Origin of the sequence: Cryobacterium sp. M96 (assembly GCF_002929845.1) — a bacterium.
In the GTDB taxonomy this organism is placed as follows: domain Bacteria; phylum Actinomycetota; class Actinomycetes; order Actinomycetales; family Microbacteriaceae; genus Cryobacterium; species Cryobacterium sandaracinum.
The window spans coordinates 1-13,607 of record NZ_PJJS01000049.1 but is presented as its reverse complement, the minus strand read 5'-3'; the positions used below and the strand labels follow the sequence as shown (position 1 = coordinate 13,607).

At 69.8% G+C, this 13,607-nt stretch carries 13 protein-coding genes; 11 read left to right on the top strand and 2 right to left on the bottom strand.

The annotated features are described in order from the left end of the window. Window positions 1-38: 38 nt before the first annotated feature. From CXY79_RS09570 to CXY79_RS09555, 4 genes are all read left to right on the top strand, one after another. Entirely contained in the window at window positions 39-1,454 is a 1,416-nt protein-coding gene (locus tag CXY79_RS09570) for a ferric reductase-like transmembrane domain-containing protein (RefSeq protein WP_233191398.1), read from the top strand. Continuing rightward, window positions 1,451-1,963 carry an FMN-binding protein gene (locus CXY79_RS16225; RefSeq protein ID WP_166785885.1) on the top strand — a complete coding sequence of 171 codons (513 nt, stop codon included), beginning with the start codon at window positions 1,451-1,453 and terminating at the stop codon, window positions 1,961-1,963. Before CXY79_RS09570 ends, CXY79_RS16225 begins: the two co-directional genes overlap by 4 nt. Before the next feature lie 4 nt (window positions 1,964-1,967). Beyond that, entirely contained in the window at window positions 1,968-2,777 is an 810-nt protein-coding gene (locus tag CXY79_RS09560; RefSeq protein WP_369827969.1) for an FAD:protein FMN transferase, read from the top strand. A 131-nt stretch (window positions 2,778-2,908) separates the two neighbouring features. Then, window positions 2,909-3,268, top strand: coding sequence for a hypothetical protein (locus tag CXY79_RS09555; RefSeq protein ID WP_104100906.1), 360 nt, complete (start codon window positions 2,909-2,911; stop codon window positions 3,266-3,268). Window positions 3,269-3,481: 213 nt separating this feature from the next. On the opposite strand, the gene CXY79_RS09550 is transcribed toward CXY79_RS09555, so the two are convergent. Both CXY79_RS09550 and CXY79_RS09545 read right to left on the bottom strand, forming a co-directional pair. Then, window positions 3,482-3,850, bottom strand: coding sequence for a DUF3054 domain-containing protein (locus tag CXY79_RS09550; RefSeq protein ID WP_104100905.1), 369 nt, complete (start codon window positions 3,848-3,850; stop codon window positions 3,482-3,484). Window positions 3,851-3,911: 61 nt separating this feature from the next. Further along, window positions 3,912-4,622, bottom strand: coding sequence for a VIT family protein (locus CXY79_RS09545; RefSeq protein ID WP_104100904.1), 711 nt, complete (start codon window positions 4,620-4,622; stop codon window positions 3,912-3,914). Window positions 4,623-4,856: 234 nt separating this feature from the next. On the opposite strand from CXY79_RS09545, the gene sucC reads away from it, so the two are divergent. From sucC to CXY79_RS09510, 7 genes are all read left to right on the top strand, one after another. Next, complete coding sequence (sucC, locus tag CXY79_RS09540) at window positions 4,857-6,026, top strand: ADP-forming succinate--CoA ligase subunit beta (protein ID WP_104101020.1); 1,170 nt, start codon at window positions 4,857-4,859, stop codon at window positions 6,024-6,026. A 13-nt stretch (window positions 6,027-6,039) separates the two neighbouring features. Continuing rightward, window positions 6,040-6,927, top strand: a complete 888-nt coding sequence (sucD, locus tag CXY79_RS09535) for a succinate--CoA ligase subunit alpha (protein ID WP_104100903.1) — start codon at window positions 6,040-6,042, stop codon at window positions 6,925-6,927. 316 nt (window positions 6,928-7,243) lie between these two features. Next, window positions 7,244-8,797: a DUF6350 family protein gene (locus CXY79_RS09530; RefSeq protein ID WP_199186753.1), complete on the top strand. Its 1,554-nt coding sequence runs from the start codon at window positions 7,244-7,246 to the stop codon at window positions 8,795-8,797. A 9-nt stretch (window positions 8,798-8,806) separates the two neighbouring features. Further along, window positions 8,807-9,400 (top strand): phosphoribosylglycinamide formyltransferase, encoded by a 594-nt coding sequence (gene purN / locus CXY79_RS09525; protein ID WP_104100902.1) that lies wholly within the window; start codon window positions 8,807-8,809, stop codon window positions 9,398-9,400. After that, the gene (gene purH, locus CXY79_RS09520) at window positions 9,397-11,073 is read left to right on the top strand and encodes a bifunctional phosphoribosylaminoimidazolecarboxamide formyltransferase/IMP cyclohydrolase (RefSeq protein ID WP_104100901.1); all 1,677 of its coding nucleotides are present in this window, start codon (window positions 9,397-9,399) and stop codon (window positions 11,071-11,073) included. Before purN ends, purH begins: the two co-directional genes overlap by 4 nt. Before the next feature lie 94 nt (window positions 11,074-11,167). Beyond that, window positions 11,168-12,364 carry a mechanosensitive ion channel family protein gene (locus CXY79_RS09515; protein ID WP_104100900.1) on the top strand — a complete coding sequence of 399 codons (1,197 nt, stop codon included), beginning with the start codon at window positions 11,168-11,170 and terminating at the stop codon, window positions 12,362-12,364. Window positions 12,365-12,483: 119 nt separating this feature from the next. Then, window positions 12,484-13,569 (top strand): Glu/Leu/Phe/Val dehydrogenase family protein, encoded by a 1,086-nt coding sequence (locus CXY79_RS09510; protein WP_104100899.1) that lies wholly within the window; start codon window positions 12,484-12,486, stop codon window positions 13,567-13,569. The last annotated feature ends 38 nt before the right edge of the window (window positions 13,570-13,607 follow it).

The window sequence follows — 13,607 nt, the reverse complement described above, 5'->3', positions numbered from 1 at the left end:
GATAGCCCGTCGATTGGTACGCTCGCGAGGCTCTTCGCATGAGCATCGACACCCGCACCACCCCGCCGCGTCGGCGCACTGCTCCCGCGCCGCGCGTGCGCCCCGAATACCGGCAACGGATGCGGCTGGCTGACACCCTGCAGGTTCTCTGTACCGTCTCCGTCGCCCTCGTCATCGCCCTGTTCCTGGCCGATGGCGGCGCTGCCCGCTTCGCCACCCCCGCAGACGTGCTCACCTCCCTCGGCGTGCTGGCCGGACTGATCGGCACAGACCTGCTCCTGATCATGATGCTGCTGGCCGCACGGTTGCCCGCCATCGACCGGGCCTTCGGCCACGACGGTGCGATGGCCCTGCACCAGTCGCTCGGTAAGCCGGCGCTCTCCCTGATCCTCGCGCACGCCGGGCTTTTGATCGTGGGCTACGCGCTGGCCGGCGAGATCAGCGTCGTCGCCGAGGTGTGGCGCATGCTGACCGTGCTGCCGGACATGCTCCTGGCCGTCATCGGCCTCGGACTCCTGGTGCTGGTGGTCGTCAGCTCGATCGTGATCGTTCGGCACCGCCTGCCGTACGAGGTGTGGCACATCGTGCACCTGCTCTCCTACGTGGCCGTGCTGGCGTCGCTGCCGCACCAGCTCACCGTCGGGGCCCTCCTGGTCGCCGGCTCGCCGCAGTGGTTTTACTGGCTGGCCCTGTACGTGGGGGTGGCCGGCTCGATCCTCGTCTTCCGGGTCATCCTGCCGGTCGTCCGCTCGCTGAGGGCCCGGCTGCGGGTGGAGGGCGTCGACCGGGTCGCCGACGGCGTCGTCTCGATCCGTGTGTCCGGCCACCGCCTGGCCCGGCTTCAGGCCGACGCCGGGCAGTTCTTCATCTGGCGGTTCTGGACTCCCGGGCTCTGGTGGCAGGCGCATCCGTTCTCCCTCTCGGCCGCGCCCACCGGCAACTCCCTGCGCATCACGGTGCGCTCCCTTGGCGACGCCTCTGCCGCGCTCGGCGGCCTGCGCCGGGGCACCCGGGTGAGCGTCGAGGGCCCATACGGACTGTTCACCGACCGGGCCAGAACGTCACCGCGGATCGTGCTCGTGGCCGCCGGTATCGGCGTCGCCCCGATCCGCTCCCTGTTGGAGACGGCGAGTTTCCTGCCCGGGCAGGCCACGGTCATCCTGCGCTCCCACACGCTCGCAGACAGCTACCTGGCCGACGAACTCGCCGAGTTGTGCCGGGCGCGGGGTGCGGAGTTCCGCGTCATCGTGGGGAAGCGGCCGCCGGGTGTGGGGAGTTGGCTGCCCGCCGACGCGGTGGCGGGCCCGGTGAACCTGCTGACCCTGGTGCCGCGGCTGCGTGACGCGGACGTGTATGTCTGTGGTCCACGGCGGTGGACTGATGAGGTCGTGCGGGATGCCCGCTCGGCCGGCCTTCCCCCGCGACAGATTCATTTCGAAAGGTTTGACTGGTGAGAATTCGAGCAGCGGCTGCGGCCGCCCTGGCTTCCGTTTCCGTTCTGTCGGTGGGTTGGCTCGTCGGAGCCCCCGCCGTGCAATCCCTGCAGGCCACGCTGACGACGACCCTGACGAGGCCGCCGTCCAACGAAACGACGGGCGTGTCCTCGACGGGTGGTGGCACGGGCGGTGCGACGACCACGATCGACGCGTCGGCACCTGTCGCCGAGGCGCTCGCGCCCACCAGCGTCACCGGCACGTTCGAGGGCTCAGCCGTGCAGACCCGGTTCGGCCCGATGCAGGTGTCGGTGACCATCGACAACGGCACGATCACCATGGTCACCCCGCTGCAGCTGACCAATGACGACCGGAAGTCGGTCCAGATCAGCAACCGGGCGGCCCCGATCCTGCGGGACGAGGTGCTCGCCGCGCAGTCCGCCAACGTGGCGAACGTCAGCGGCGCGACGTACACGACCCAGGGGTACCTCCGTTCGCTCCAGGCAGCCCTCGATGCCGCACAGTTGTAGCGCGGTGGCCGGTCACACGGCGATCACGGCCCTGAGCATGGGGACCGTCATCAGCATCCGTCTCGGTGACGGCGCCGCCCCGCACGACGACGCCCGCCTGGCTGCTGCCCGGAACGCGGTCGTGGAGGTGTTCCGAGGCTGGAACGAACGCTTCAGCCTGCACCGGGAGGGGTCGGAGCTCAGCCGCGTCAACCGTGGCGAGCTGCGGCTCACCCAGGCCGGGCACGAACTCCGCGACTGCTACGCGCTCGCCCTGGCGTGGCGGGGCCGCACCGACGGGGTCTTCACCCCGCACCGCGCCGACGGCGCCATCGACCTGTCCGGCATCGTCAAGAGCCTCGCGATCGCGGAGGCCGGAGACCTGCTGAACCGAATCGGAGCCCGGGGCTGGTCGCTCAACGCAGGCGGGGACATCCTCGTCGGCGGTGACCGGGCGCCCGGCCTCGGCTGGTCGGCCGGGATCGTCGACCCTCTGGACCGAGGAACCCTGCTCGCCACGGTGCCGCTGACCCTGCCGGTGCGGGCCGTGGCCACCTCGGGCAGCGCGGAGCGCGGCGACCACATCTGGACCACCGTCGATGGCGGGGTGTCGCCCTACCGCCAGGTCACCGTCTTCGCCCGGGACATCGTGACCGCGGATGTGCTGGCCACGGCCATCGTCGCCGGCGGGCAGGCGGCACTGGACCGCAGCACGGAGGCTTTCCCGATCGATGTGCTGGCGGTGCTGCGCGACGGTTCGCTGCTGGCCACGCCAGGCCTGCGGGCAGCGTCGGGCCTGCGGGCAGCGTCGGGCCTGCGGGCAGCGTCGGCCTGACCGGGCTCGCGGGCGCGGGGCCTGTCGCCCTGCCTGGATGCCCTTCCTTGTCGCTTGCGGCTCGGGAGCGTAGCGTTGCCGCCGCGGGGATGCCCAAACGGGGCGGCTCCCATCAAGCTGGAGGTGTCATCATGGCGAGCGACCCGGAGGGACTCTGGCCGCGGCGAGCGGATGCGACGAGCGACGGACTCGACGAAGACCGCGAGATCGATGACATCGAACTGACCCTCGACAAGGATGTGCCGCTCGCCGAGCACGGAGATGCGGTGTGGATGATCGACGCCGACCAGCGCCCGGTTGAGCTTGACGACGAGGACGACGACCGGGGAACCGAGGAGCCCGGCGAGCCCGGACCCGGGAGTAGCCGGCCTCGTCAAACCGATTGGTTCTGTCGCTCTCGGAAGATCAGAGCCGACCGCACCGCGTGGCGCCGTTCACCCCCGGAGGAGCGCCGTGCCCGCGGCGAACCAATTCGACGGAGATTCTCCTGAAAAACGGCTTTTCGAGGGTAATCAGGGCCGTTTCTGGCAAAATCTCCGTCGAATTCGTTCAGGCCGGAGACGCTGAAGCGCCGCGTACTCGAGAGACTCGCCGAGCCGTGAGTTCGGCTCCTCAACCCTGTGGCCCGTGGGGAGAGGAGCTCTGCTCACCGTTCGGCGAGCGTACGTGCGACGGAGCGGCTACGCGACGGCGCGGGTGCGAGCCTACCGGTGGCGGAGGAGCACCGCGAGCCCGCGCCAGCCGAGCAGGAACACCCCGAGCACGACGGTCGCCACGACGACGAAGCTGAATTCCGTTCCCTGCCCGCTCACGGTGCGCAGCAGCATCCCGACGCCGACGGCGAAGAGCCAGATTCCGGTGCCTGTCCAGACGATCTTTTGCGGGCTGCGCCAGGCGCGCATGATGAGCCAGCCCACGAGGAGACCGCCAAGGAAGGGCAGCCCGGTGATCAGGGTGCCGAGAATATCCTCTTGGTGGCTGGCCCGGCCGATCAGCACGAAGACCAGCACCAGGGCGGCGTCGAGTCCCGCCGCGAGGAGGAGACTGGACCGACTGCTCTGCTGGATTGCCATGCTTCCAGCCTACGGGGGCCCGGAGGGTCAGACCGCGTTGCCGATCCGGCCGCGGTGCCGATCAGACCGCGGTGCCGAGCAGGGAGCCGATCGCCCAGGTGACTCCGAGCGCGAGCAGGCCGCCAACGAGCACCCGGGAGATCGCGCGGGTTTTCGGACTGCCGCCGAGGTAGGAGCTCAGCCAGCCGGTGATGACCAGGGCGATCGCGACGGCGAGGAAAGTGGCCGGCAGGCGCCACTCCGGCGGCGGCAGCAGCACCGCCAGCAGCGGCAGGCTCGCACCGACCGTAAACGCGATGGCGGAGGCGTAGGCGGCGTGCCACGGGTTCGACAGCTCGTCGGCGCCGATGTGGAGTTCCACCTCGAGGTGCGCGGCGAGGGCGTCGTGCGCGGTCAGCTCGAGGGCCACCTGCTTCGACGTCCGGGGGGTGAGCCCCTTTGCCTGGTAAAGGTCGGCCAGTTCGGCGAGCTCCTGCTCGGGCATGTTCTCGAGTTCCCAGGTCTCCTTGGCGATCAGGGCGCGCTCGGTGTCGCGCTGGCTGCTCACCGAGACGTACTCGCCCAGGGCCATCGAGATCGCGCCGGCGAGCAGGGCGGCGACACCCGCGATCAGGATCGCCGAGGCATCCGTGGTCGCCGCCGCGACGCCGACCACCAGGGCCGCAACCGACACGATGCCGTCGTTGGCTCCGAGCACGCCGGCCCGCAGCCAGTTCAGGCGCGAGGCATGGTCGGCGGAGTGGGGATCGACGCCGTGTTCGGGTTCAGTCATGACTGAATCCAAGCAGGCGGATGCGTGCCGCGCCAGCAAGGACTGGCTTGCCTCACGGCGGCAACTTCACGGCAACCGACGTGCGGCGCACGGCGTGTTCGCGATGTCGGCGGGGACCGATAGAGTTTCAAATGGTACGTATGTCTTGATGTCGAGCTATCTGCGGCGCGGGCATCCGTGCCCTTGCCCCTCAAGACCTTGCAGGAACGCTACGACGCGGATTGGAAGAGCAGCGTGGATCTTTACGAATATCAGGCACGAGACCTGTTTGAACAGTATGGAGTCCCGGTTCTGCCGGGCATCATCGCGGACACTCCGGAGGAGGTGCGCACCGCGGCCGAGAAGTTGGGCGGCGTTGTTGTCGTCAAGGCCCAGGTCAAGGTCGGCGGCCGCGGCAAAGCCGGCGGCGTGAAGGTGGCGAAGACCCCCGACGACGCTGAAGCCGCCGGGCGCGCCATCCTCGGACTCGACATCAAGGGCCACACCGTCAACCGGGTCATGGTGGCCGGCGGAGCCCGTATTGCGCAGGAGTTCTACTTCTCCGTGCTGCTGGACCGCACCAACCGCTCCTACCTCTCGCTCGCGAGCTACGAGGGTGGCGTGGAGATCGAGGTTCTCGCTGTCGAGAAGCCCGAAGCGCTCGCCTACACGGCCATCGACCCGATTGCCGGGATCGACCTGAACACGGCCCGTCAGATCGCGGTCGACGCGAAGTTCCCGGCCGACCTCGTCGACAAGGTCGCACCCGTCTTCGTGCAGCTCTACAACGTATTCACCGGTGAAGACGCGACCCTGGTCGAGGTCAACCCGCTCGTGCTGACCGAAGAGGGCGACGTCATCGCCCTCGACGGCAAGGTCACGATCGACGAAAACGCCGGCTTCCGCCACCCGAGGCACGCCCTCCTCGAGGATGCGGCCGCTGCCGACCCGCTCGAGGCGAAGGCCAAGGAGAACGACCTCAACTACGTCAAGCTCGACGGCGAAGTGGGCATCATCGGCAACGGCGCCGGACTCGTGATGAGCACCCTGGACGTCGTCGCCTACGCCGGCGAAAACCACGGCGGCGTCAAGCCTGCCAACTTCCTCGATATCGGGGGCGGAGCATCCGCCGAGGTCATGGCCGCCGGTCTCGACGTCATCCTCGGTGACCCGCAGGTCAAGGCCGTGTTCGTCAACGTCTTCGGCGGCATCACCGCCTGTGACGCTGTGGCCAAGGGCATCGTGGGCGCGCTCGCCGAACTGGGCAGCGCCGCCAACAAGCCGCTCGTTGTGCGCCTCGACGGCAACAACGTCGAGGAAGGCCGTCGCATCCTCACCGAGGCCAACCACCCGCTCGTCACACTGGCCGCCACCATGGACGAGGGTGCCGCCAAGGCCGCCGAACTCGCCCACGCCGCGAAGTAAAGGATTTTCGAACATGTCAATCTTCCTCAACAAGGACTCCAAGGTCATCGTGCAGGGCATCACCGGCGGTGAGGGCACCAAGCACACCGCCCTCATGCTGAGGGCCGGCACCCAGGTCGTCGGCGGCGTGAATGCTCGCAAGGCCGGCACCACCGTCGTGCACGGCAGCGTTGAGCTGCCCGTGTTCGGCACGGTTGCCGAGGCGATCGAAAAGACGGGCGCGGATGTCTCCATCGCGTTCGTGCCGCCGGCCTTCACCAAGGACGCCGTCATCGAAGCCATCGACGCCGGCATCCCGCTGCTCGTCATCATCACCGAGGGTGTGCCCGTGCAGGACTCGGCCGAGTTCTGGGCCTACAACAACGCCAAGGGCAACAAGACCCGCATCATCGGTCCGAACTGCCCCGGCATCATCACCCCCGGTGAGGCGCTCGTGGGCATCACGCCGGCGAACATCACCGGCAAGGGCCCGGTCGGCCTCGTCTCCAAGTCGGGCACCCTGACCTACCAGATGATGTACGAACTGCGCGACCTAGGCTTCTCCACCGCCATCGGCATCGGCGGCGATCCCATCATCGGCACAACGCACATCGACGCGCTCGAGGCGTTCGAGGCTGACCCCGAGACGCTCGCCATCGTCATGATCGGAGAGATCGGCGGCGACGCCGAGGAGAAGGCGGCAGAGTACATCAAGGCCCACGTCACCAAGCCCGTTGTCGGCTACGTAGCCGGCTTCACCGCCCCCGAGGGCAAGACCATGGGCCACGCCGGCGCCATCGTCTCCAACGGGGCCGGAACCGCCCAGGGCAAGAAGGAGGCCCTCGAGGCCGCCGGGGTCAAGGTCGGCAAGACGCCGAGCGCGACCGCCACCCTGCTGCGTGAGGTTCTCGCGGCGCTGTAACCGGCATCGCTGCACAAGCACCGAACGACAGGGCCCGCCTCACCAGGCGGGCCCTGTCGCGTTGTCGGCCGCGGCCGGCGAGCCTGCCTGCCGTGCCTCTGCCTGCCGCCTGCCGTGCCTGTGCCTGCCGCCTGCCGTGCCTCTGCCGCCCTGCCTCTGCCGTGCCCGGGGCCCGAACGAATTCGACGGAGATTTTGGTCAGAACCGGACCGAAATATCTGTTCCAGCCTGGATCGAGCAAAATCTCCGTCGAATTCGTCAGCGCGCGGCGGGGGGCAGGGGAGCCGGGGCGGCGGAAACGGTAGGCTCCGATCGGATGAAACGCTTAACGACCGCCCTGCTTGCCGCGCTCGACGCGCTCATTGTCGTAGCCATCGGGGTCGGCATCGCGCTCGTTCCGCTCACGGTTCTGTGGGCCACGCGGTTCGACATGGCCGTCAACTGGCTCGTGTTCTGGCGTGCCGCGGTCGACGTCTGGCTCGTCGGCAACGGCGTCGACCTGGTCGTCCAACTCGACCCGACCCTCGTCGCCGCCCTGAACCTGCCCGGCTCGGACGCCGCGTTCCCGATCACGATCGCACTGCTGGGCTTCGCGCTGATGGCCGTGCTCTTCGGCTTGCGCACCGGCCGCCGGGCGGCGGAAACCCCCTACCGCTGGGTAGGGGTGACGGGCGCCATCGCCGGTTACGCGCTGCTGACCGCTCTGCTCGTGCTGTCGGCCGGCACGGATGCCGTGCGCCCCCAGACGGTACAGGGTCTGGTTCTGCCTCCGCTCATCTTCGCCGCCGGCGTTCTGATCGGCGCCGGCCAGGGTCAGCTGGACCGCCTGATCGGCAGCATCCCCGGCCTGCCCGGCCGCCTCCCGGGAGTCGTCCGGGGCGCGGGCCGCGGCGCAACCGGCAGCAGTGCCGACAGCGCCGGCAACGTCGCCAGCGTCAGCGGTTCCGGCGCCGGCAGCAGCGCCGGCAAGAGCGTCCACGGCCTCAATGGCACCAGCAACACCAGCAACACCAGCAACACCAGCAGCAACACCAGCAACATGGGCGCCGCAGCCGGCCTGCTCCCGGTCGCGGTGCGCGCGGGCGCCGCCGCGGCGCTGCGGAGCGGAACGGCCGCGGCCGCCGGTATCCTCTGCGTCTCCGGGATCACCGTTTTCGTGCTGATCCTAACCAGCTACGCCACCATCATCGGACTCTACGAGACCGTGCAGGCCGGCGTCCTGGGCGGCATCGCGCTCACACTCCTGCAGCTTTCGCTGATCCCGAACCTGGTCATCTGGGCCGCGGCCTGGTTTGCCGGACCCGGCATCGCGGTGGGCGTGGGCACCAGCGTGTCCCCGGTCGGCACCTCGCTCGGCGCCGTACCGGGCCTGCCGATCCTCGGCGTGCTGCCGCAGGGCAGCCTGGCATTCGGGTTTGTCGGCCTGCTCGTGCCGCTGCTGGTCGGTTTCCTCGCCGCCGTCATCCTGAGGCAGCGGGCGACCGCGGATGTCCCTCCTTCCATCTCGGAACGGCTCCTCACTGGCCTCGGCACCGGGTTCGTCGCCGGTGTGCTTCTCGGGCTGCTGGCCTGGTGGTCGGGCGGAGCTCTCGGCCCGGGCCGTCTTGTCGAGGTCGGCCCGAACCCGCTGCTGGTCGGGGCGTTGGTCGCGCTCGAGGTCGGCATCGCGGCCTGCCTCGGTCTCCTGACTCCCGCGCCCACGGTCGGCGCGAACGGCTCCGGGCGCGGTGCGACGGGCGAAATGCCGGGAACGAAGCCGGGAACGAAGCCGGGCACGAAGCCGGCAACCGCTTCACGTGCGGCGCGCAGTGGGGATACCGGGGTCGGTCGTCTCCTCGGCCGGCTGCGCGACGCGCTCCCTCGCCGGTAGGCTTCTCCCGTGCTGAACTTGGTCGTACTGATCTCCGGCGGGGGATCCAACCTTCGCTCCCTGCTCGAGGCCTGCCGCGACGCCGAATACCCGGCCCGCGTGGTGGCCATCGGCTCCGACCGGGACGCCGACGGGCTCGTGCTCGGCGAGGAATACGGCATCTCCACGTTCACGGTGCCGTACACGTCGCATCCGTCCCGGGAGGCCTGGGGCGACGAGCTCCTCGCGCAGATCCAGCAGTGGGACGCCGACCTCATCGTGCTCAGCGGCTTCATGCGCCTGCTGCCGCCCCGGGTGGTGGCGGCGCTGACCCCGAACCTGCTCAACACGCATCCGGCCTACCTGCCCGAATTCCCCGGGACGCACGGGGTGCGTGACGCGCTCGCCGCCGGGGTCGCCGAAAGCGGCGCCAGCCTGATCGTGGTTGACACCGGCGTCGACGACGGACCGATCATCGCGCAGGAACGGGTGCCGGTGCTGCACGGTGACACCCAGGCATCCCTGCACGACCGCATCAAAATCGTCGAGCGTCGCCTGCTGGTGCAGGCCGTGCTCGATATCGCCAACGGACACGTCGATCTCAAGGAGCATCCCCACATATGAGCGGTCCCACTAACGCCCCGAGCCTGTACCGCCACCGCGACGTCGTGCCCGTGCAGCGCGCCCTCATCTCGGTGAGCGACAAGACGGGTCTGGTCGAACTGGCCGCAGCTCTCGCGGCGACCGGCGTCGAAATCGTATCGACCGGTTCAACGGCCGCCTTCATCCGCGCCGCCGGCCACGACGTGACGGATGTCTCCGCCGTCACCGGCTTCCCCGAATCCCTCGACGGCCGGGTCAAGACCCTGCACCCGGGAGTGCACGCCGGTATCCTCGCCGACCTGCGCCTCGAGGCGCACGAGGCGCAGCTCGCCGACCTCGGCATCGCCGCATTCCAGCTCGTCGTCGTGAACCTGTACCCGTTTGTCGAGACCGCCCTGTCGAGTGCGGTCCCGGCCGACGTGATCGAGCAGATCGACATCGGCGGCCCGGCCCTCGTGCGCGCCGCGGCCAAGAACCACGCCAACGTCGCCATCGTGGTGGACCCCGACAACTACGACGAGATCATCGCAGCCGTCGAGGCCGGCGGCACCCCGCTGACGCTGCGCCAGAAGCTGGCCTCGCTCGCCTTCGAGCACACCGCCGGCTACGACCTGAGCGTCTCCGCCTGGTTCACGGAGAACGTCTACGACCAGTGGCAGGACGACGCAGCGGCCCTCGACGAGGAGATCCTCGAGGAGTTCGACGCCGTGATCGGCGACGCCCTCTCCGAGGAGATGCCGTTTCCCGAGACCCTTGTCATCGAGGCCACCCGCAGTGCGGTGCTCCGCTACGGCGAGAACTCGCACCAGGCCGCGGCCCTCTACCTCGGCGAGGGCGGACAGGGCATCGCGCAGGCCGTGCAGCGCCACGGCAAGGAGATGTCGTACAACAACTACGTCGACGCGGATGCCGCCGTGCGCGCCGCCTACGACTTCGTCGCACCGGCCGTCGCCATCATCAAGCACGCCAACCCCTGCGGCATCGCCGTCGCCAACCCCAAGGCGCCCGACGCGATCGCCTCCGCGCACCACCGCGCGCACGACTGCGACCCGATCTCCGCGTTCGGCGGCGTCATCGCGGCCAACCGCACGGTCACCCTCGGTATGGCCGAGACCGTCAGTCAGATCTTCACCGAGGTGCTCGTCGCCCCGGGTTTCGAGCCGCCCGCGTTCGAGCTGCTCAGCGCCAAGAAGAACATCCGCCTGCTCGAGCTTCCGGTTGACTACCACCGATCCTCGCTCGAACTGCGCCAGATCTCTGGCGGCCTGCTCGTGCAGGAGTCCGACACGTTCGACGACCTCGACTCGTCGACCTGGGCCCTCGCGGCCGGCGACGAGGTCGACGCGGCCACCCGGGCGGACCTCGAGTTTGCGTGGAAGGCCTGCCGCTCCGTGAAGTCGAACGCCATCCTGCTGGCGCGCGGCGGGGCATCCGTGGGCGTCGGAATGGGCCAGGTCAACCGGGTCGACTCCTGCCACCTCGCGGTGCTGCGGGCCGGCGACCGGGCGGCCGGCTCGGTCGCGGCCTCGGACGCGTTCTTTCCGTTCGCGGACGGCCTGCAGGTGTTGCTCGACGCGGGCGTCACCGCTGTTGTGCAGCCCGGCGGCTCCGTGCGCGACGCCGAGGTCATCCAGGCGGCCGCGGATGCCGGCGTCAGCATGTACTTCACCGGGGAGCGCCACTTCTTCCACTAGGCGTTCATCGGGGCAGCCCCGGTGCGGCCACGGAATCTGGCACGATTGAAGGAACCGTGGCTTCGCCAGACCCGTCCCGGCAGGAAGGAACGCCGTGCCAGACCTCGAGGGATTCATCCAGACCGGCTACCTCGTCGCCCTGGCGGTCGCGGTCGTGGCCGCGGTGGCGATCACGGCGATCGTCGCCCTGGTCTTCCGGGTGGTGGGCCGGAAGGAAGCCTGGGCGCGCACGCTGGTCGGCCTGGTCAGGGTGCCGTTCCGGTTGACGCTGCTGGTGGGCGCGATCTGGACCGTTCACACGCTGTTCCTGCAGACCTCCGAGGGGATCGAACGACTGGTCGACTTCTTCTTCCGGGCCCTCTTCATCGCCGCGTCCACCTGGCTGGTCTGCGCGCTGCTCTACTTCTTCGAGGAGGTGGCGGCCGCCCGCTACCGCATCGACGTGCGCGACAACCGCGTCGCGAGAAGGGTGCGTACCCAGCTGCGGATGCTGCGGCGCATCGGCGTCGTCGTGATCGTCATCTGCGCGATCGGGGCAGTGCTGCTCAGTATCCCCGGCGCCGCGACCCTGGGCGCGAGCCTGTTCGCCTCAGCCGGTCTGCTCAGCGTCGTGGCCGGCCTGGCCGCGCAGTCCACTCTCGCGAACGTGTTCGCCGGCATCCAGCTGGCCTTCAACAATGCCCTGCGGGTCGACGACGTGGTCATCGTCGAGACCGAGTGGGGCAAGATCGAGGAGATCACCCTCACCTACGTGGTCGTGCACATCTGGGACGACCGCCGCATGGTGCTGCCGTCGACCTACTTCACCACCAACCCGTTCCAGAACTGGACCCGGCACAACAGCGAGTTGCTCGGCGCGGTCGAGTTCGACCTCGACTGGCGTGTCGACCCCGCCGGCATGCGCGTGGAACTCGACCGCATCGTCGCGCAGACCGAGCTCTGGGACGGCCGCGTGGTCGTACTCCAGGTGACGGATGCCCTGGGCGGCTTCGTGCGCGTGCGCGTGCTGGTCTCCGCCGCCGACGCTCCCACCCTGTTCGACCTCCGCTGCCTCGTGCGCGAGAACCTGATCGACTGGCTCAATACGCACAACCCCGAGGCACTGCCGGTGGGACGGATGGAACTGCGGCGTGAACCCCCGCGTGCGGAGGTTCCCGCGCGCGCCGCGCCGTCGGCCCACCCCGTCACCGCGCCCATCGGGCTGTTCTCCGGCGACGAGAACGCCAAGGCGCGGGCGGCCGAGTTCACCGCGACCATCCCCGTGCAGGAGGGTCCGGCCGAGAAGCGCTGACGCGCCGCCGGTCACGACGCGCAGTCGGGGAGTCGCGCGGCTATTCTGGTGCAGTCGACGCGTCACGATCGCGGCGGCACAGCCAGCCCACAAGGCCGACCAGCGAGGAGAACCACCCCATGACGCTCACGCACCCCACCACCTCGCTGGATGCCCTGATCGGCCTCCCATTCACGCACGAGCGCGTGTTGATCACCACCGGCATCCGTTCGGGCCTCGTGATCACCGTGGCCGTGCACTCCACCCGGCTCGGCCAGGCCCTCGGCGGCGCCCGCCTGTGGCAGTACGAGAACTGGACGGATGCCGTCGCCGACGCCCTGCGCCTGTCCGCGGCCATGACGCTGAAGAACGCGGCCGCCGGGCTGAACCTGGGCGGCGGCAAGTCCGTGATCCACGTGCCGCTCGGCACCGAGTTGAGCGAGGCGGAGCGGCGTGACGTCATGCTCGACCTCGGCGACGCCATCGAAAGTCTGGACGGCGCGTACATGACGGCCGAGGACGTCGGCACGAACGCCGAGTCGATGGCCATCGTGAAGGAACGCACCGACCACGTCTGCGGTCTCCCGGCCGCCAGCGGGGGCGTGGGCGAACCGGCCGACGCGACCGCGGCCGGCGTCTACGCCAGCGTGCTCGCCACCCTCGACGCCCTGTTCGGCAGCCGCGAGGTGTCCGGCCGGCACATCGTCATCTCCGGCCTCGGCCAGGTCGGCGGCCGCCTTGCCAGCGAGCTCGCCGCCGCCGGGGCACGCCTCACGGTCAGCGACGTCAACCTGGGCAAGCAGCAGGTCGCCGCCGGCCTCGGCGCGACCTGGGTCCCCGTCGACGAGGTGCACCACGTGCCGGCCGACCTGTTCGTGCCCTGCGGGCTCGGCGGGGTGCTCACCGCCCGGGTGATCGGTGAACTCAATGTGCTCGGGGTGGTCGGGGCCGCCAACAACCAGCTCGCCCAGCCGGAGGGTGCCGCCCAGCTGGACGCGCGGGGCATCCTCTGGGCACCCGACTTCGTTGTGAACGCCGGCGGCGTCATCTACCTGGCCCTGGCCTCGGAGCCGAACGCCGACCGGGCCGTCGTGACCGAGCGGGTCGCCGCGATCGGCGATGTCGTCGCGCAGATCTTCACGGATGCCCGCGAGCAAGGCATCACAACGCTCGCCGCCGCCGAGCGCCTCGCTGCCGCGCGGCTGGACGCCGCCCGCCCGCGGTAGCCGCCCCGGGCGGCTCCCCGGTCGCCTCGCCGGCGCTG

Excerpts from the sequence above, each read along its gene's own strand:
- CXY79_RS09550 (WP_104100905.1), bottom strand. The coding sequence starts at position 3,850 with ATGGCAATCCAGCAGAGCAGTCGGTCCAGTCTCCTCCTCGCGGCGGGA.
- purH (WP_104100901.1), top strand. The coding sequence starts at position 9,397 with ATGAGCGGTCCCACTAACGCCCCGAGCCTGTACCGCCACCGCGACGTC.
- CXY79_RS09555 (WP_104100906.1), top strand. The coding sequence starts at position 2,909 with ATGGCGAGCGACCCGGAGGGACTCTGGCCGCGGCGAGCGGATGCGACG.
- CXY79_RS09510 (WP_104100899.1), top strand. The coding sequence starts at position 12,484 with ATGACGCTCACGCACCCCACCACCTCGCTGGATGCCCTGATCGGCCTC.
- CXY79_RS09530 (WP_199186753.1), top strand. The coding sequence starts at position 7,244 with ATGAAACGCTTAACGACCGCCCTGCTTGCCGCGCTCGACGCGCTCATT.
- CXY79_RS09570 (WP_233191398.1), top strand. The coding sequence starts at position 39 with ATGAGCATCGACACCCGCACCACCCCGCCGCGTCGGCGCACTGCTCCC.
- sucD (WP_104100903.1), top strand. The coding sequence starts at position 6,040 with ATGTCAATCTTCCTCAACAAGGACTCCAAGGTCATCGTGCAGGGCATC.
- CXY79_RS09545 (WP_104100904.1), bottom strand. The coding sequence starts at position 4,622 with ATGACTGAACCCGAACACGGCGTCGATCCCCACTCCGCCGACCATGCC.